This is a genomic window from Vibrio sp. PNB23_22_6 (assembly GCF_052877535.1).
Genome location: NZ_JBNFXP010000006.1, coordinates 119,114 through 137,339, shown reverse-complemented (window position 1 = coordinate 137,339; position 18,226 = coordinate 119,114). Strand labels below are relative to the sequence as shown.

The following is an 18,226-nucleotide window of genomic DNA, read 5'->3' as shown; positions in this document are numbered from 1 at the left end:
TACGGAATACCCAGGGCAGTCAAGGCCCTGCAAAAAAGATTGTCATGTTAAGAACGCACGAAGCGTGCAGATTGATGGCGTTTAAATGGAAAACTGGCTATTGAGAGCGACGTACATTGCATTGGTTTCTTTCCAACCCGCAATGCGATGATCATTAACGAAATGATGAAAAATTGACTGGTTTTGACGCCAGCTGATGTCCATTAAGCGATAAGAATAACCGGCATCAGCATAGAAAGGAGCTGTAAAATCGGTGACCGAATCAACATGTTCGTCATCGATGTTCTCACGCAGATGCGATATCCAGCGTTGAGAGTTAAATATGGCAAGTGAGTCTTGGCTTGCGTGTCCTTCAGAAACAGGTGACGGTGCGGTTTCTTCCGTCAGTTCAGAAAAATCGATGGAAGGACTGGATGTAGAGTCACTCGTCGTGAAGGGCTGTAATTTTGATAAGTGAAGTACGTGAGTTTTCTGTTCTTTTTGCACAGCAGAGGCTTGCACTGGCAACAAAGCCATTGCAAGTAGCAGCAAAAACAGTTTTCTAACGTAAAACCAAGACATGGGATCTCGCTTAAAACACAACGAGCCAAATTGTTTGACTCAGCCCTTTGATAGTATTCCCATTGGTTATTATCCACAACTAAAAAGTTCTAAATCTCTATAGCTGTCTTCGTTCCGGCCAGATCTGATGCTTCAGCCCCGCAACATGAAAGAGCCTCGTATTCATCGAGAGAATATTTTGCCTGTATCCACATCTAGGTAAATTTTGTTCTCTTGTTCAAGGCCGCCACAGTAAATAAAATAAATGTTACCCTGCTTGTAAGTCACCGAACGCACCCAGCCACCCAACTCTTCAAAATCACTTGGGACGCAAGCCTGATCATCCAACAGTTGCTGAGTTTTGTTGCGAAACACATCTAAATGCGCTTTCAAATCGTCAGATTTTTGCAAGTAAGCATCCAAAATCTCTAACCGCTCTTGCTCTTTAATGACAGGTTCTGAATCTGATAACCCCTTGGAATCTACCCACTCCGCAGTCTCTTCTCCCCCTTCTTCATACAGGATATAATCTGACAGACGGAACCAGCCATTTTCTTTTTCTAACACTGCGACTTTTTCCCCTTTGTACAGGGAGTCAATGACGAGCGCTTGAAGATTTGGTTGGTTATAGACATTGACTCGACGCTCAGTCACATAATATTCCGTAACTTCTGAGACTCGGGACTCTAAATCCATGATAGGTTGTACTTTGTCGTTCATTTTCGGTGGCGTAACAGAAGGTTCTTCCACATTTTGCGTTGTTTGTTGCTCTTCTTTCATAAAGACGAAATAGCACCCGGCACCAATACCGCCCAACAAAAACAAAATAGCGAATACGATCAGCACCTTTTTCATGTTCTTTTGATCCTTATGCAATTGAACTAACACTATTTTTGTCGTAAACAGCTATACTCATGCAAAACGAATGGACTGCTACGAAACCTATGATGATTGAGCCAAAATGGATATTAATAATACTGTTGCTTCCACTCTCGGTGCATGCAGCAGTTCAGTGTGACCACAATTCATGGAATGACAATCTTACCCAATTCAACCAGTTAGAGTCCAACTACAATCAATACGTTACGATTTACAATACGCTGTTAAATGAGCACAAGCAACGTAAGCTGTTATCCCAGACCTTTTCCCTCGAAGAACTCACCCTACTCTGGCAGTCCAAAGCCAATCAAAACATTTTCCGCGGCCAGTTGCAGGCTTCCATTCAATATAGAGATGAACTACGGAGTAAAGCAGAGAAACTTAAAAAGCTCAGCAAGGAGTCTAAATGGACGGCAAATGGATGGCAAAAGCTCGCTGCTCTGTGTCAACAATCAGGAGCAACCGCCAACCAAATCAGTGCGGAGTGGTATCGAGAAAACGCAAACCTTCTCGCTGAAGATTATACGCAACTTGCTTTACAATACGCAGGATTGGCTGGCTTATACGATCAAGAGGTCGAGACCTTAAAACAGACTCAAAATATAACTCATTGAGCCTGTTAACACTGGGATTGTTCCCTTTCTCATTACTGCATAAATAGTAATCAAAAAAACCAATAATAGAGATATTGGTCACAATAATACTTTACTTTCGAACAGTTTTTGGATACTTTGCTCATTAACAAAATTTAATAAAAAGTCATATTTGGCTGGAGATGATGCTACAAACATGGTTATCAATCGATTAAGTAACAAGGGATGTCCTAATGCTACTAACGCCAAATTTCTGTCAGTCGTTAGGCACGTTAAAGAGTTCGGTTCTATCAGTGATTTGGACTTATGCAAAATCTTTGGAGAAACAATCTGGTGTGATGGTCGAGAGTACCATTCATCAGCATTCTCATTTAAGGTAGATAGACGCACAGGGAACTGTGAAATATCGAAATACAAACACCCATAAGGCTTAAAAAGTTTACAAAGCGGAATCAGGAAACTGGCTCCGCTTTTTTCGTCTTGGGTCATTGAGGTGGGTTTGACCGAATTGTTTTTGTTCCCAAAGGGTTGGCTCTATATAGATCATCATAATCATCCTTGTCATTGCTTAGATGATCAGATCATGAAACATAAAATGAGTTCAAAAAATCCCCAAGCCGTGGCTTAGGGATTTGTGTATAAGAGACAGGCATCAATGCCACCTTTTTCACTTTAGGTTCGTTCAACCATAAATCGAAGTTTAAAGTCAACAAACGCCTCATGAAGTACTTTTTCTTTAATCGGCTTAAGCAGCACATAATTCGCACCCGCCGCCATAAACGCATCACTGGTCTCTTTTGCAGTATCTGCGGTGCAAGCATAAATTGGCGTACCTAACTTCAAGTGTTGGCGGATCTCATACGTCGTATCAATCCCACCAATATGGGGAAGCTGATTATCCATTAAGATCAAATCGTAACAGACCTCCTTCAGGCACTCCATCGCTTCCAAACCATCTTTCGCCCAATCGACCTGCATCCTATATTTTTTACAAAACGCTTGAAGAATAAAGGCATTGGTATGGTTATCTTCTACCAACAATACTTTTAAACTTTCATCAAACAGTTCCCCCGGCAGCACTCGATTGTTAACATCATTGGCGTAAAGCGAACATTGGTGCATTTTCACTGGTAGAGTTACGATAAACGTCGTGCCATCGCCTTTACGACTACGAACTTGTACGTCACCTTCTAGTATATCCACCAGATTTTTCACAATCGTCAAACCCAGACCACTGCCTCCATACTTACGAGTTGTGGTTGCTTCTTCCTGAACAAAAGGCTCAAACACTTGTTCAAGCTTGTTAGACTCAATACCAATGCCTGTATCTGTAATCTCGATCACCAAGACACTGTCCGTTGCCCCGTAAAACTGCTCAAGCTCGGCCCGTAAACAAATCTCGCCAAAAGGAGTAAATTTGACCGCGTTGCTGACTAAATTAAATAGGATCTGGTTTAAACGAACTTGATCGGTAAAAATCTTAGCATTAGGTTCGAGCTTATTTTGAATCTTTAAATTCACACCTTTATTAGCACAAATCGGTCGGTAAATATTCTCTAGCGTAGATATTGTGTCAGCAAAGGTGAACGAGTGCTTATGAATGTTAAATTTCCCTTGCTCAATCTTAGAGAAATCCAAAATATCATTCAGAACCCCAAGAAGATGTTCACCGCTATGGCAGAGTACATCTATTTGTTTTTTCTGCTCTTGGGTGCTTAATGTATCCTTCAGCAGTTGAGCAACACCTAATATGCCATTAATCGGCGTTCGTATTTCATGGCTCATTTTAGCAAGAAAGTCCGCACGCGCTTGAGCCGACTTCTCCGCTTCTTGCCGCGCCAGATTACTCTGCTTTTCAGCCTCAATAAGCGTTGTAATATCTTGTCCCTGAACAATGATGCCACTGATATCACCATCAACACCGATTGGAGAGAGGTTCCAACGATAAATTTTGTCGCCAATAGGAACATTTACCCCAGTCAGGGTCGCGCCTTGAGCCGCCATGCTCAGGTGAGGTCTAAGTTTATCTTTAAAACTCTGAAAAACGATCGGCATGGATTCATGTGCACTTTCAATCGCCAACTCTTTACGTGCTGCGGGATTGATTTGTATCAGAACCCCTCCCTCTGACCACACCATAATGGGCGATAGCGCAAAGTTAAACAGATCTCGGAAAGACTTTTTCTGCGCTTCAAGCTCTTCAAAGGTGCTTTCTAGCGTTGAACCGATGTGATCGAACTCTTCAATATCGGAACCATCAAAACGTTCAAACCCCTTCTCTTCCTTAGCAGAGCGAGTATAAGACATGAGTGATTCCAACTGCTCTGACACTCTGCTCCCAATCCATTCCTTAATGAGCAATGCCATCATGATCATCCCAACAACAGAAGCGAGCATTGCCAGTATATGTTGGATTTGCAACGTGACGACACCTTGATTGTCTTGTACTGATACAAGGCGCAACTCAGTAGTCGCCGCATTCACTTTAATTGGCGTTTCCGTTATCAACAACTGACCAAGTTTATTCTGTGAACCTCTGCGCGCCACAACCTCAGCCACATCATAATGTTCATCGCCACTCAACGAATGTGCCAACATAGCATCGTTGGCAATCAGAAGCACATTGTCTACATTGCTTTCGCTCTTCAGTTTCTCCATCAAGGCAAAATTGTTATCCAGTACCACTGCATTATAAGAAAAGCCCAGTACTTCACCCGTTTTTGGCATAAGCACTGGCACTCGTCGAATCAATATATGTTTGGAACCAATAGTGGTCTGTACATTAATGTTATACCAATTATCGCTGAAGGTTACTTTGCTGGCTAAGTTATCCAAGATGCGATCATTCACACCATAGAAGTGAGCGTTGCCATCATCCCAAATGATGCCTTTGTGATCGGCTAAAAAACGAAATTCTGGTGTATGTGCTGGGTCATTTTGATCGATGCTCAGAAAAAAATAGTTGAGTGCATCTTGATTATTACGTTTCACATAGAAGTCACGGATAACTTCACTTTTTGAGTTGCTATCGTGATGAATTTGAATGGCAGCAAAGTGGCTATCAAAAATATTGCGAATCAAAGCAGAGGTTTGCTGCTTGGTCCTATCCACTTCTTGCCAGATAATCTGTTTAGAAAAGTAGTAACTCTGAATAAAAATCCCGAGAATAATCGGAACAAGAACGAGGATAATAATTCTGGTAATAAGCGTCGCGAGTGAGCGACGCTTTTTTGTGTTTGATGTAGTCGTCATCAATTATCTGAATATCTAAAGGCACGTTTTTTGAGGGTGTCAATTCGCTCTGGCGAATCATTTTTGGTCACAATTTCAAAGTCACCGGAGTAAATGGTTGGTACGGCTTTTCCTTCCAGATCCCACTTAATGGCCTCCGCCATCGCGATGCCTGTATCATCGTTCATACGCATAACGGTGATATCTAACTCCCCTTTTTGGATTGCATCTAACTCCGCAGATCCGCCTCCCCACCCGTTGATAACAATGTCATCTCGTCCTAGGTCTGCGAGAGCTTCTACAGCTCCTAATGCGACGTCGGTTGAGCATGCATAAATGAACTCAACATCTGGGTATTTTTCTACGCTTGCCTTTGCTGCATCATAACCAGACTGCTTTGTTGCCTTGGTGTAATACGCGGATTGTAGCTCAAAGCCATTGTCGCGATTAACTTGGTGGATAAAAGTATCGCCTCTTACATCACTTATATAACCTTCAGAAAAATAGAGAACACTGTAATGACTCTTCTTAGGGAAGTGCTTACCAAATTCTGTGGCTAACTTACGGCTGCCTTCGGCATGATCAAACCCGACATACAAGAATGGCTGATGATTCTCCCACGCTCTCACAGGGGTGGTTATATTTTGTAGAATCAACTTGGTCTTTTTGGCGTCCAAGACGTGCTCCACAAATTTGCGATGCCTTGTGGTATCTAGCGTAAATATCAAATAATCAGATTTACTTTCTAGCGCTTCCATCAGTGATAAGCTTTGCTGCTTGATGTCGGCATTAGGACGGGTAAATACCTGATTAATTTGATAGCTGATATTCAGCTTATCTAAACGTTTTTCAAACGCCTTAATATTTCTGACCCAATAGTCAGAAACCTGCTGACCTGGATAGACAACGGAGATTTTTAGTGGTCGAGCTTGATTTGCCGTTACGTGAACCGGACGCTCTCGTACTGCTTCAGACAATGCCATCGTGAGTTGTTGTTGTTCAGGGAATTCCTCTAAGAACTCTTTATATGTCCAATAACCATTCAGCACTTGAGTGGCATGTGACATCGGAGAAATGCCAACCATCGAAATAAGGGAGAATAATAACGCTTTTTTCATCTATTGCTCTTTTCGCTTTTATTGAGCGTCTCTATTTTATAACCTAACCGAGTCATCCTTACTCTATTAATCTCTTCCATAACATGTCCCTTTTTTATATCAATGCCTTTGATATTAAGCCTAGTAGGACATGACTGTATTATGAGTTACCAATGACCGAAATGATACCTGAAATAGATAAAAATAAACCGCCATTTTTAAGCGATTTGTCGTTTATCATTCTATAAATTCATGGGCGCTGCGTCTTCAAACCAAGTCATTCTCACTGAACCAAGCATCTTGAGGTTACTTAGGTATATAACGTGTATTAGCTGTGCATTTGAAATATCAGGTTTTGATGCTCATCAACATTGATATCTGCACCTGCATCGACAAGTAACTCTTTTTTCCTTTTGGTTAATTGTTTAATGAAGTATTCCACTTTCATCGCAGTGCTCTTGCTTTCAAACGATGATGTCCACTCTAATATGAGTGGTCCTTTTCCTTTCAACGCTTTTGCGCCTTTACCGCTTTGATGCTGCTTAAAGCGTCTTTCTATATCGTTCGTAACACCGCAATACAATGCATTGCGGTTATTGCGGATCAAATAAACACACCAGCTTTGCTCGGTAACCTGACTCATGAAAGCAGTGATTCTACCTGTACTTTGAGTGCATCGAGTTCTTCACGAAGTTGTGCTACTTCTTGCTCGAGTTGTGCCACACGCTCAGAATCAACAGAGGATGGTGTATAGGCAGAAGTGCTCAACTCACTCATATCCACTTCACCACAGAACAAATGCATGTAACGACATTCCCGCTTACCTGCCTCGCGCGGAAGCTTAACCACCAGCGGGCCTCTTTCATCGCTCGCTAGGTGTTCCAATACGATTTCCACTTCTTTAACGTCATTGAAATTTGCTAGGCGGTTAGTACGAGTACGAATTTCGCCTGGTGTTTGAGCACCGCGCAGTAACATACAGCACACAATCCCTTTTTCCTGTTTACTCAGTTTCAAATCACCAAATTCAGTATTGCAGAAACGGTGTTGGTACTTGCTTACACGACTGTTAAAGCTACTTTCATCACTGACTAGTCGACGTTCAATCAGCGCATCAACTGCATCGACTACATCGCCTTCTGACAATGACATTACCGGCTCACGATTACTTTTTTGGTTGCACGCATTAGTCAGCGCATTAAGGCTCAGAGGGTATTGATCGGGGGTTGTGACTTCTTTTTCAATCAAACAACCAATTACTCGTGCTTCAATTGCCGTTAGCTCAACTTTCATCATGCATTTCCTTATTATTTTTGCATTTGAATTTGGGTATCAGGCTAAAGCATAGCGCATAGACCTGATACCCTTTGCGAATCAGGTTCAATCTAATGCTCTGATAGAATGGACACTTTGGTCATTTTTCCATTCTCATCAATCATCATGATCTTAGAACGGTTCAGCTCAACCTCTATAATTTCGAGTTGCGTTCTTGCTGTAACATATGCCGCTTTTAGCTTTGCTGCTAAAGAGTCTTCGGTTGACTCTACTTCTTGGTTTTCGACGTGCTCCGCAGTATTACCAGAGTTCATTTCGAGCTTCATCATATTGTCTTGAATGAAGCAGATAATATAGCGTCAACAAACCGATGACAACGAGTCGTTGCATCTCCGTGTACGATAATCCAAAGCACTCAAGTTGTGCGTGTTAAAAGCACATCAGAATTGATTGATAAATGTTCAACTCAACACCACGTTTGATCTAAAGACTGTTATGCCATTAGATGTTGTGTTTTAATCGAATCAGATATTCACAAATTAGGAAAGGGAACCATGAGTAGCGTATTTGAAATCGTGAACCAAGCTCGTCGTAAAAACAAACTAAAACGTGAGCTGCTTGATAACGAAAAGAAAGTTCGTGACAACCGCAAACGTGTAGACCTTCTAGAGAACCTACTAGACTACATCAAACCAGAAATGACTCACGACGAAATCCTTGCGATCATCAAAAACATGAAAGCGGATTACGAAGACCGTGTTGATGACCACATCATCAAGAGCGCTGAGATCTCTAAAGCTCGTCGTGACATCAGCCGCCGTATTCGCGAACTGACTGAAGAAGACAAGCAAACTAGCGGTAAAAAATAAGCCTAATTAGTTTCAAGATTCAACCCCAAGCAAGTCAATCTTGCTCGGGGTTTCTTTTTGTCACTTTGTTGTACAGTGTGTACAATAAAACCACACCCCGCTCTGAAAACACTCAACTTTTCTATGTCTTCTATTTCTTCTGACATTCAGCCTACGTTAGCAAAACAGCTGTTTACTATGACATGGCCCATGCTTTTTGGTGTGCTCTCCTTGATGAGCTTCCAGCTCGTTGACAGTGCTTTCATTGGTCAACTCGGGGTTCTTCCGCTTGCCGCTCAGGGCTTTACTTTACCATTGCAAATGGTGGTCATTGGTATTCAAGTAGGTTTAGGCATCGCGACTACGGCTGTGATAGCAAAAGCGATAGGAGCTAACGATGTCCACTACGCAAAACAGCTTGGTGGCTTAGTGCTTATGATTGGCTCGATTGGTGTGGCTGTATTGGGCTTCATCATTTGGTTTCTGCGTTACCCTATCCTTTCCCTCTTAAGTGCACCAGAAACGATCATGCCAATCATCGACAGCTATTGGCCTTGGTGGTTATTAAGCTCTTGGACAGGCGCAGTGCTGTATTTCTACTACAGCATTTGCCGTGCAAATGGTAATACGATGCTGCCAGGCTCTATGATGATGGTGACCAGTGGTGTGAACCTTGTTCTCGATCCTTTGTTCATTTTCACCTTTGATTTAGGGATTAATGGCGCGGCCATTGCCACCATTATCGCATTCGGCGTTGGTATTGTTGTCGTTTCGCCGCGTGTACAGAAAAATCACTGGGCAACGTTCCAATGGCAAGATCTAAACGTGATGAAAAGTGTCACCGCTATCGGTAACATCATGGGACCTGCAATGATTAGCCAGCTACTGCCACCTCTTTCATCGATGCTAGCAACGAAACTATTAGCCGGATTTGGTACGGCGGCGGTGGCATCTTGGGCGCTAGGCTCTCGTTATGAATTTTTTGCCATTGTTTCAGTGTTAGCTTTAACTATGTCAATGCCCCCCATGGTGGGTCGCTTACTGGGCGCAAAGAACTACACGGATATTCGTTCTTTAGTCTCTATCGCGGTTAAATTCATACTCGGCTTCCAACTGTTGATTGCCATTGTGACTTTTATTGTTGCTAAACCACTCGCGCTATTGATGACCAGTGATGTTCAAGTGGAGCAAGTCTTGAACATGCACCTCGTGATCGTTCCTATCAGTTTGGGTTCGCTTGGGGTATGTATTCTGATGGTGTCTATCTGTAACGCGCTAGGAAAATCCTACACCGCACTAACCATCTCTGCACTACGCCTGTTTTTATTCTTCCTACCTTGCTTGTGGGTTGGCGCACAACTGGGCGGAATCCAGGGGCTATTGATTGGCGCTTGTATTGGTAACATTTTCGCGGGCATTGCGGCTTACCTAACTTACCGCAAAACAATACACAACCTATCAAAGCTGCAAGCCGCTGCTTAACGAGCAAAATAACGCCCTCACGATTGAGGTTTTTTAATTAAATACAGTCAGTTGATCTGCCGGGAAAGCGACGCCGGTTTGCCTTCTTACTTCCGTCAGCACTTTGGCAACCGTCAACGAACGTTGCTTCATTTTTTCATCAATCAACCCAAGTTTAAGTTGCTGAGCAAATGCTTGTGCTTCATAGAACATATGATTTTCGGTTTGAGGCAGCGTGAGCACTTCTTTACCTTGCCCTCTCAAGATGCGCTCCACACCGCGTCCCGTAGCAATCATATCCACCAGCACACTACCTTGCTCTCCTTGAAATTCGCTTGGGATCAAAGAGTCACTCACTTTAGAGTGGAGCAGATTGACGTTAAAACCATCATACGCCAATGTCACGCTACCGCAGCCATCTACCCCCGAAGGCAGTACATGGGCACTGGCTTGGATGCTTTTGGGTTCCCCAAACAATTCAATCGCCGAGCCTACACAGTAATAACCAATATCCATGATGGAACCGTTAGAAAACTCTGGATTAAATGTATTGGGATTTTCACCATTGAGGTATTTTTGATATCTCGATGAATATTGGCAATAGCTGATTGTCGCATGCCGCAGCGGAGCGATAGTTGGCAAGCTCTCTTTCAACACTTGGAAGTTTGGCGTATACGGCGACATAAATGCCTCAAACAACACCACTTGGTGTTCTTCCGCACATTGGAACATAGCCTTGGCTAAAGCGTAATTTGACGCCATTGGCTTTTCACATAGTACATGCTTGCCAGCATTAAGCATTTGTATCGCTTGTGGTGCATGCAGCGAATTTGGACTGGCGATATACACCGCATCAATATCCGCATCCTCTCCGAGAGCGTCGAGGCTGTCATAGTAAGCTTCAGCGCCATAGGGTGAACCAAACGAACGGGCTTTATCAACGTCGCGCGAGTACACGGCATGTAGACAGAATTCTTTGGTTTGAATCGCCGCTTGAACAAATTGTTGAGAGATCCAGTTGGTCCCGATCACAGCAAGTTTGAACATATTACTTCCTTTTCATTACCGTTCTTATACTAGGGGGACAGCTTTCCTTTCGCGATTTAAACAAGCTTTAGTTCATTAAACAACTCAAATAACTCATCGAGCCTCTCTATCCGCGCCTATTTTTTGGGAGAGCCTCAAACAGCGTGACAATTGACTAGGTAAAGCCCATGCTCATTGCGTGCCTACTCGCGTTTTAAACTGTGATTGCTTACATATTTTTGAAAACAAAAATGAGTCGTAATTAACATTGAATAGTCATATCTACGCTGAATGATTAAAAGTTGCACTTCACAATGCCCACCCCATCACAATCCCCACATATACGCGACGCACATCACGAAACCTAAGTAATTATCACTTTAATAAACAGTTAAATTTGAACTCATCCTTTATCTTCACAAAAAAAGCCCACTGTTTTTCAAAAGTCAACACGTCAAAGCTGCCCCTTTGGTCACATTAATCAGCCGTAAAAAGCACCCTAGCCAACATGAAAAACTGGATTTATTTTTCCTAGCAGAATAACCAACGGCAACGTACAATCCGCACACATAATTACTACAAAACAATTACACAAACCGTTTGCTCGCTCGTGGTATTTGCCAACACAAACGAATGAGTACGGTCAGCCCAAAAACGTGAAAGGTCCAAAACAACAATGAGTCCAGAGAAATATCTCCAAGACTGGCAAACGAGCCAAACAATAGCTGAATCTGTCTCCCCTCTAATTGGTAAGTTATATCGTCAAAATGGAATCGAAGTGGTTCTATTTGGTAAGACACTTATCAATGCATCGACTATCGACATTCTCAAAGCTCACCGTATTGCAAGGCGCTATACTGGCAACCCTCTGTCTCTTGAACATACGATGCCGATCATCCAAAGCCTTAATGACATGAGTATTGCTTCTTGCCGTGTTGATATTGGCCAGCTTGCCGAGATGTACTGGAAAGCACACGAAGATACATCTGCACTGGATGACTTTTTACATACCGCTCTTCATGGTGCACATAGTGCAGACGCCCCATTAAAATCGCGTGATGTCGTTCTCTATGGTTTTGGTCGCATTGGTCGACTGTTAACTCGCCTTCTCATCGAAAAAAGTGGCCCTGGCTACCCGCTTCGACTACGTGCCATCGTGGTACGCGGCGGTAAAAAAGGTGATCTGGAAAAACGTGCAAGCTTATTGCGTCGTGATTCCGTTCATGGCCAATTCAACGGCAGTATCTTAATTGATGAAGAACGTAAGGCGTTGATCGTTAATGGTAACTACATCCAAATCATTTACGCTAATAGCCCAAGCGACGTCGACTATTCGGTTTACGGTATCAACAATGCACTGGTTGTCGATAACACCGGCGTATGGCGTGATGCTGAAGGTCTAAGCCAGCACGTAGCATGTAAAGGCGCAGAAAAAGTACTGCTGACTGCTCCGGGTAAAGGCGACATTAAGAACGTTGTATTTGGTGTAAACGAATCTGTCATTCAAGAAGACGACACCTTCATTTCAGCCGCAAGTTGTACAACCAACGCCATTACACCTGTACTTAAAGCGCTGAATGACAAATATGGCGTCCTATCTGGCCATATTGAAACGGTGCACTCATACACCAATGACCAAAACCTGATTGATAATTTCCACTCGGGCGATCGTCGTGGCCGTGGCGCTTCTTTAAACATGGTTCTTACCTCAACTGGCGCCGCAAAAGCGGTAGCGAAAGCGTTGCCAGAACTTGCGGGTAAGCTAACGGGTAACGCGATCCGTGTACCGACACCGAATGTATCGATGGCAGTCGCAAACCTAAACCTAGGCGAAGATGTGGACCGTGACTCATTGAATGAATACTTGCGTGAAATGGCCTTAAATTCAGCGCTTTCTGCGCAGATTGATTACACAGATTCAACGGAGATTGTATCTAGTGACTTAGTCGGCTCTCGCCATGCGGGCGTTGTTGACGGCCAAGCAACGATTGCACAAGACAAGCGCTGCGTACTGTACATCTGGTACGACAATGAATTTGGTTACAGCTGTCAAGTTGTACACTGTATGGAACAAATGATGGGTGTTCGTTACCAAACATACCCTCAATAGGTGAACTTTGCTCCACAATGTTAACCACACTGCGTAACGAGCAATACCCCAGCATTTGTTTTAATATAAGCGCCCCGCGCATTACTAATAATATTTCCCCCGTTTATACGCCTGGTGACCATCAGGCGTTTTTTCGTTTTTAGACCAATTTGACATTCCTCAGACAAATCGATGTGAAATTGAATGGTATGTTCATATTTCATTCATGTTCAGGGCGCTAATCTGAACGCATAGATTGAAAGAGAGGTCATGAATATGAATCGAATTATCGTTACAGCATTAGCACTGATTACCGGCTTTGTTACTTTAGTTTTTAGCCTAATCATGGCGATTCCATTGACCATAGCTGCACTGATTACTGGCAAACGTATTGAAAAACGCGTGAAACAAATGCAACAAGAAAGGCATGAAGAGTACCACTTCAATACGGGCAAAACCGATGCAATTGAAGGCGAGTTTGAAGAAGTTCGTCGCTGATTGCTAACCACTCCCTATGTTCCTGAGCAAAATTCCTTGCTGACACCCTATCTCAACATTCTGGATAGGGTGTTTTTTTATCACAAACACAACAAAGGCGACCATTTCGAGCGCCTTTGATTATTGGGTTTATCTTTAATTACATCGCTAAATCGTCACTACTACACGGATAGCAAGCAACATAAGAACGATGCCTGAGAGTCGATCAATCAGCACCGCTTTAGAACGAATACGATCAACCACTCGTGAATTAGATAAAACAAGCGTAATAAAGGTGTACCACAACCCATCCACAATAAATGGAGTCACTACGATGACCATTTGATTACTTAGCTCGTTACCTAGAGCAACAAATTGGCTAAACAGTGCGATAAAGAACAGTGCAATTTTCGGACTCAGCATGGAAATTAAAAAGCCTTCACGTGCCGATTGAATGACGGTCGTTTGCTCACCCGATTCCAACTTTGCCGCAACCCCGCCTTTTGAACGCAGCGCATTAAACCCCAAGTAAGCGAGATAAGCCGCGCCTGCGAGACTAATAGTCTTAAATAGCAACGGACTTTGTTGCAAAACAACCGCCAAGCCAATCAGAGTAACGAACGCATAAATACCAATACCAAATGCATGCGCCCAAGCGGTTGCCAAACCATTAATGCGTCCACCAGCTAAGGAATGTTTAGCGACAATCGCCAAGCTCGGGCCCGGTGACATCGCCCCCAATAAACAAACGGTAAAAAGTGATAACCAAACTGTCAGTGTCATAAATACCTCTCCTCTTTGACCTTCATCTATCAATAGAGGTGAAAAATTGAAATTAAAGAGAACGTAAGGGCAATGTTTTATGCCCAACGATGGGATGAAAATATCAGCTCAAATGGTCAATACACCCGATTAACCTGAGTTCAGGTTAATGACGCTCGACCCATTTTGCACGCCAGTTGGCCGCTGCGTATTCTTCTGGCCAGTATTCAACTTGCTTGCAAATTAAACCATCCCGCACGGTGTGAAAAGTAATGACTCGGTCTTTTCGTGCCCCATCACTGACGACCACATCCGTTACCACTTGCTCACCATCTGCAACAATGCGTTCGATGTCGAATGTCCATACCCCCTTTGCTGGGTAAGCCGAGTTAAGGGCAGCAAAGTTGGCTCGGCCTCGAATCACTTCTGTGGTCAGTGGCCAAATCACCTCACAGTCTGGTGAAAGGCACTCTGCTGCTGCGGTGAAGTCGTTACTTTCCATTGTCTTCCAGAAGTTTAAAACTATCGTTTTCTCGGTCATTTTACGAACTGATTCCCTGTCGTATTGAAGAACTCCGTTAGGACAGTATGCGTCATCACATTACGAAGCTCAGGGTAGCGTTGAATATGATCTCGAATCTCATTAAGACGGGCAATATTAGGCACTTCAACAAACAGCATCATATCCGTTTCACCGCTAATGGCATGGCACCACTTCACACCGTCGATTTTGTACAGTTCATTGGCGTACGCATCGCAATTATGGCTTGAAGCAGAAGTATCAAACTTTAAAGCAAAATACGCGCAGATAGTAGGCTCTTCAGAGGTAGCAATATCTGCATGATAACCGAGTATGACTTGGTCAGTTTCTAGCTTTTTGATTCGAGCCGTCACCGCTGAGCGTGACAAACTGACGTGCTCCGCGATCTCCGTAATTGAGACACGGGCATTTTGACGTAATAGATCTATGATTTGATGATCAAATTTGTCCATAAACTCACCAAGCTTTCCTTAATTTTTCCATTCTACTCAATTACAACTTATTGAAAACCGACATTTTGCAGGCGTTCATCAAAACAACCGTCATTTTGACGGTCGACAACACCAATTTGTTGTACAGAATTTGGCTATGCTTGTGACTCGCAGCGCATTGACATTCAGAGATCGTTATGGAAGAACTTAAAAAAGACATCACGCTGATATCAGGGATTGGTCAACTCTCCACCACGTTAATGGGTACGGGGCTATTTATGATTCCGGCAATTGCTGCTGGCATTGCGGGGCACTTTTCTCTGTGGGCTTGGATTGTATTGTTCGTCGCGATTTGCCCCATCGCCCTCACCTTTGCACAACTTGGAAAACGCTATCCAAACGCCGGCGGCACTGCCTTTTTCGTGCGTAAAGCCTTCAACAGTAAATTAGAAAGTAGTGTGGCGTGGCTGTTTGTCAGCGTGATTCCTGTCGGAGTTCCTGCTGCGGTCGCCCTCGCTGCAGGCTTTTTGCTACAATTGTTACCAGAGGCAATCAGCAATCACCTTTTCGCTCAAATTCTCACGGTCGCTCTCTTAGTTTTCGTTAGTTTACTTGGTACTAAGTCATCAGGACGTCTGCAAACCGTTATTGCATTAAGCATTTTTGCTTTGGTTAGCGCATTTTTGTGGACAGGCGATGTTGGCTATGCCGATCTTACGATGCCAGCAATCACCATGGATTCTACTTGGTCGATTGCTGCAGCTCTCGGGGTCATGTTCTGGTGCTTTGTTGGCATTGAAGCTTTTGCACATATGGGAGAGGAATTTAAGAACCCACAACGAGACTTCCCTATTGCCATTATCGTCGGCTGCTTTATCGCTGGCACAACCTACTGGGCATGCTCAGTAGTGATCCTAAAGTTTGGCGCGTATGGCAGTACCGAGTTCGACAGCGCTTCTATCCCTTGGTTAAGTGCGCATCTTTTTGGCGACCATGCTAAATGGCTAATTAGCCTAGTCGGTTTCTCAGCATGTTTTGCTAGCATCAACCTCTACACCCAAAGCCTAGCTCGCATGGTGTGGGCACAGGCAAGGGAGTACAAGCCAACAAGTGCCATTGCACGCGTATCGGTTCGTGGCGTGCCCGCTAATGCGACGCTTCTGGTTGGTGTAATTTTGCTTGTTTCTTGCGTATTGGGCTCGCTCTCAGGATTAGATTTGGAGTTCTTCCTGAAACTTGCTAACGGAATCTTTGTTTTGGTTTACCTACTGGCCATGCTTTCAGCCTACAGATTGCTGCAAGGAGCAGGCAAGATTCTAGCCGGAATTTCACTACTCTTATGTACCGCTGTATTTATCTGCTTGGGCTGGTCAATGTTGTACGCCATTACTATTTTTGCGGTGCTTTCTCTGCCTTGGAAGCAATGGATAAAAAAGAGTCAAAGCAGACTCATTGAGTGACCAGACCAAGTTAGACGCCATTCAAACAACGGCAGGAGATCGACACCTCCACATACCAACGTTTGTTAGGTCAAATAGTGATTCATACTTCATTCTTTAACGCAGCAAATCTGATCGTCGAATAAATTGTGGAGCGCCTATGTTACAAGATGAAAAAAGCCTCGCTAGCATGAGGCTTTTGTTTGGTTCATCGCAGGTTAGCGGGAACTGAAAATAAAAACGACCGTTTTCATTCCAAATAGTACTTTCCTATCGTCATTCAGGGAAGGCTTTCAGCTCGTAAAGTCTAATAAAACTGACTCATTGATCTCTATCACTTTAGTTCCAGACTCAGTTCCATCCTGTTCTTGTGGCCAAGCTTCTGAGTCTATTCATGATACCCAATGGCGAACGCTCAAAGATGCGATGATACTAGATATACCCGTTGAGCTACTCGTTCAGACTCGGCGTATCAAGTGTTCAAAATGTGGTATCAAAACTGAGTCTATCTCTTGGGTTAAGCCATATTCTCGCCTTTCTCAGTCAAAGCCTTGCATGCCGAAGCTTTACCACACTTTGCTGCCTATCTGCACCAAGGGAATAGATAGACTAAACTTAGTGATGTCAATTAGCCTCAAAAGCTCAAATCTAAGAGTCAATAAGCAGTAGTATCTACATTGTGTGGGCGGCGGCCTCTTAGCTTCGAGCCTATATAAGGAATGAGCTATGAACAAAAAACAACTCGAAAGTGGAGAGAAATACGGCACTAGAATTGGTGGATATAACGGCTTTGTAAGGCGACTATTTTGGCCTGGAATGCCCCCAACAGAATGTGTTGATGGTTATTTAATGTTTCCATGGGGCACTGGTCCATTTTGGCCAATTTACTGTGATTTTGACACACCTTTTATTACTACGCCTCTATCATTTGGTTCAGAATTTCATTCACGAGAGGCAAGCCATTTTGTTGATGTGGTTAGTGAGCTTGCAGATGAGTCGACTGAAAAGGTGATGGCGACGATTGAAAATGTAGCAAGTATAGATAAAGAGGAACTTCTTAAATTAAGCGTCATAGAGCTTGCTAAGATCATTTTTGATGCCACTTCGAAAGATATCAAACACCCTCGTATCGACTCAACAATGGTCTTTGGTGAATATATTGATTCTATTAACAAAGCTGGAGGAAAATTTGACTCTGCTTTGGCTCTTCGGAGTCTCGCGAAGCAAATGGGCATTTCAAGAGATACGCTTAGGAAGATGCCTCTTTCAGATATCCCAACCTATATAGATGTCATTGGTAATCAAGATTCAGACACGGGAGTTAGTTATAGAACCGGTACCACGGTTTGTGCGGTAAACAGTGCTGGACAGATGACTTGTGGCGTTGTCAATGGTGTTCTAGAGGGGCTAATGTGGGGTGGCGTGATTGGGGGTGTTATCGGTGGCGCTGTTGGTGCTGCTATTGGTGCTGTAATTGGGGGGTTGCTAAGTTGGCTTTGGGGGGATTGAACCCAAAAGGAGCCACAAGGCTCCTTTT

General features: G+C 43.5%; 19 protein-coding genes. 8 read left to right on the top strand and 11 right to left on the bottom strand.

The genetic code is table 11. The features are described 5' to 3' along the window. Window positions 1-81: 81 nt before the first annotated feature. Together ACVA54_RS07380 and ACVA54_RS07375 are read right to left on the bottom strand one after the other, a co-directional pair. Entirely contained in the window at window positions 82-561 is a 480-nt protein-coding gene (locus ACVA54_RS07380; protein WP_446579401.1) for a hypothetical protein, read from the bottom strand. A gap of 162 nt (window positions 562-723) precedes the next feature. Continuing rightward, window positions 724-1,395 carry an SH3 domain-containing protein gene (locus tag ACVA54_RS07375; protein WP_446579400.1) on the bottom strand — a complete coding sequence of 224 codons (672 nt, stop codon included), beginning with the start codon at window positions 1,393-1,395 and terminating at the stop codon, window positions 724-726. An 89-nt stretch (window positions 1,396-1,484) separates the two neighbouring features. On the opposite strand from ACVA54_RS07375, the gene ACVA54_RS07370 reads away from it, so the two are divergent. After that, window positions 1,485-2,033 carry an ATPase gene (locus ACVA54_RS07370; RefSeq protein WP_099079101.1) on the top strand — a complete coding sequence of 183 codons (549 nt, stop codon included), beginning with the start codon at window positions 1,485-1,487 and terminating at the stop codon, window positions 2,031-2,033. Between the two features lie 651 nt (window positions 2,034-2,684). On the opposite strand, the gene luxQ is transcribed toward ACVA54_RS07370, so the two are convergent. From luxQ to ACVA54_RS07345, 5 genes are all read right to left on the bottom strand, one after another. Beyond that, on the bottom strand, window positions 2,685-5,264 hold the full coding sequence (luxQ, locus tag ACVA54_RS07365; protein ID WP_446649496.1) for a quorum-sensing autoinducer 2 sensor kinase/phosphatase LuxQ: 2,580 nt from the start codon (window positions 5,262-5,264) through the stop codon (window positions 2,685-2,687). Further along, window positions 5,264-6,361, bottom strand: coding sequence for an autoinducer 2-binding periplasmic protein LuxP (locus ACVA54_RS07360; protein WP_099079063.1), 1,098 nt, complete (start codon window positions 6,359-6,361; stop codon window positions 5,264-5,266). Before ACVA54_RS07360 ends, luxQ begins: the two co-directional genes overlap by 1 nt. Before the next feature lie 307 nt (window positions 6,362-6,668). Further along, the gene (locus ACVA54_RS07355) at window positions 6,669-6,983 is read right to left on the bottom strand and encodes a GIY-YIG nuclease family protein (RefSeq protein ID WP_099079064.1); all 315 of its coding nucleotides are present in this window, start codon (window positions 6,981-6,983) and stop codon (window positions 6,669-6,671) included. Beyond that, window positions 6,980-7,633, bottom strand: coding sequence for a YceH family protein (locus tag ACVA54_RS07350; RefSeq protein ID WP_099079065.1), 654 nt, complete (start codon window positions 7,631-7,633; stop codon window positions 6,980-6,982). The genes ACVA54_RS07355 and ACVA54_RS07350 overlap by 4 nt, the downstream gene beginning before the upstream one ends. A gap of 92 nt (window positions 7,634-7,725) precedes the next feature. Further along, complete coding sequence (locus ACVA54_RS07345; RefSeq protein ID WP_253252674.1) at window positions 7,726-7,929, bottom strand: hypothetical protein; 204 nt, start codon at window positions 7,927-7,929, stop codon at window positions 7,726-7,728. A 240-nt stretch (window positions 7,930-8,169) separates the two neighbouring features. On the opposite strand from ACVA54_RS07345, the gene ACVA54_RS07340 reads away from it, so the two are divergent. Further along, window positions 8,170-8,484 (top strand): DUF496 family protein, encoded by a 315-nt coding sequence (locus ACVA54_RS07340; protein ID WP_005442423.1) that lies wholly within the window; start codon window positions 8,170-8,172, stop codon window positions 8,482-8,484. A 123-nt stretch (window positions 8,485-8,607) separates the two neighbouring features. Next, a complete protein-coding gene (locus ACVA54_RS07335) occupies window positions 8,608-9,945 on the top strand; it encodes an MATE family efflux transporter (protein ID WP_446608372.1) in 1,338 nt (445 codons plus the stop codon). A 33-nt stretch (window positions 9,946-9,978) separates the two neighbouring features. On the opposite strand, the gene ACVA54_RS07330 is transcribed toward ACVA54_RS07335, so the two are convergent. Beyond that, window positions 9,979-10,971: a Gfo/Idh/MocA family protein gene (locus ACVA54_RS07330; RefSeq protein WP_099079068.1), complete on the bottom strand. Its 993-nt coding sequence runs from the start codon at window positions 10,969-10,971 to the stop codon at window positions 9,979-9,981. Window positions 10,972-11,626: 655 nt separating this feature from the next. On the opposite strand from ACVA54_RS07330, the gene ACVA54_RS07325 reads away from it, so the two are divergent. Both ACVA54_RS07325 and ACVA54_RS07320 read left to right on the top strand, forming a co-directional pair. Further along, window positions 11,627-13,060, top strand: coding sequence for a glyceraldehyde-3-phosphate dehydrogenase (locus ACVA54_RS07325; protein WP_119464394.1), 1,434 nt, complete (start codon window positions 11,627-11,629; stop codon window positions 13,058-13,060). A gap of 255 nt (window positions 13,061-13,315) precedes the next feature. Continuing rightward, window positions 13,316-13,537, top strand: coding sequence for a hypothetical protein (locus ACVA54_RS07320; protein ID WP_099079102.1), 222 nt, complete (start codon window positions 13,316-13,318; stop codon window positions 13,535-13,537). A 147-nt stretch (window positions 13,538-13,684) separates the two neighbouring features. Here ACVA54_RS07320 and ACVA54_RS07315 read toward each other — a convergent pair whose 3' ends face one another. The 3 genes from ACVA54_RS07315 to ACVA54_RS07305 all read right to left on the bottom strand — a co-directional run bounded on the left by ACVA54_RS07315 (window position 13,685) and on the right by ACVA54_RS07305 (window position 15,271). Further along, on the bottom strand, window positions 13,685-14,299 hold the full coding sequence (locus ACVA54_RS07315; protein WP_119464393.1) for a LysE family translocator: 615 nt from the start codon (window positions 14,297-14,299) through the stop codon (window positions 13,685-13,687). 145 nt (window positions 14,300-14,444) lie between these two features. Next, window positions 14,445-14,819 carry a nuclear transport factor 2 family protein gene (locus ACVA54_RS07310; RefSeq protein ID WP_446608371.1) on the bottom strand — a complete coding sequence of 125 codons (375 nt, stop codon included), beginning with the start codon at window positions 14,817-14,819 and terminating at the stop codon, window positions 14,445-14,447. Next, entirely contained in the window at window positions 14,816-15,271 is a 456-nt protein-coding gene (locus ACVA54_RS07305; protein WP_119464391.1) for an Lrp/AsnC family transcriptional regulator, read from the bottom strand. The genes ACVA54_RS07310 and ACVA54_RS07305 overlap by 4 nt, the downstream gene beginning before the upstream one ends. A gap of 176 nt (window positions 15,272-15,447) precedes the next feature. On the opposite strand from ACVA54_RS07305, the gene yjeH reads away from it, so the two are divergent. The 3 genes from yjeH (at window position 15,448) to ACVA54_RS07290 (ending at window position 18,198) form a co-directional block, all read left to right on the top strand. Further along, window positions 15,448-16,710: an L-methionine/branched-chain amino acid transporter gene (gene yjeH, locus ACVA54_RS07300; RefSeq protein ID WP_446579397.1), complete on the top strand. Its 1,263-nt coding sequence runs from the start codon at window positions 15,448-15,450 to the stop codon at window positions 16,708-16,710. Window positions 16,711-17,013: 303 nt separating this feature from the next. Beyond that, window positions 17,014-17,358, top strand: a complete 345-nt coding sequence (locus tag ACVA54_RS07295) for a transposase family protein (RefSeq protein ID WP_446649495.1) — start codon at window positions 17,014-17,016, stop codon at window positions 17,356-17,358. A gap of 57 nt (window positions 17,359-17,415) precedes the next feature. Beyond that, window positions 17,416-18,198, top strand: a complete 783-nt coding sequence (locus ACVA54_RS07290; protein WP_119464389.1) for a hypothetical protein — start codon at window positions 17,416-17,418, stop codon at window positions 18,196-18,198. Window positions 18,199-18,226 lie beyond the last annotated feature (28 nt).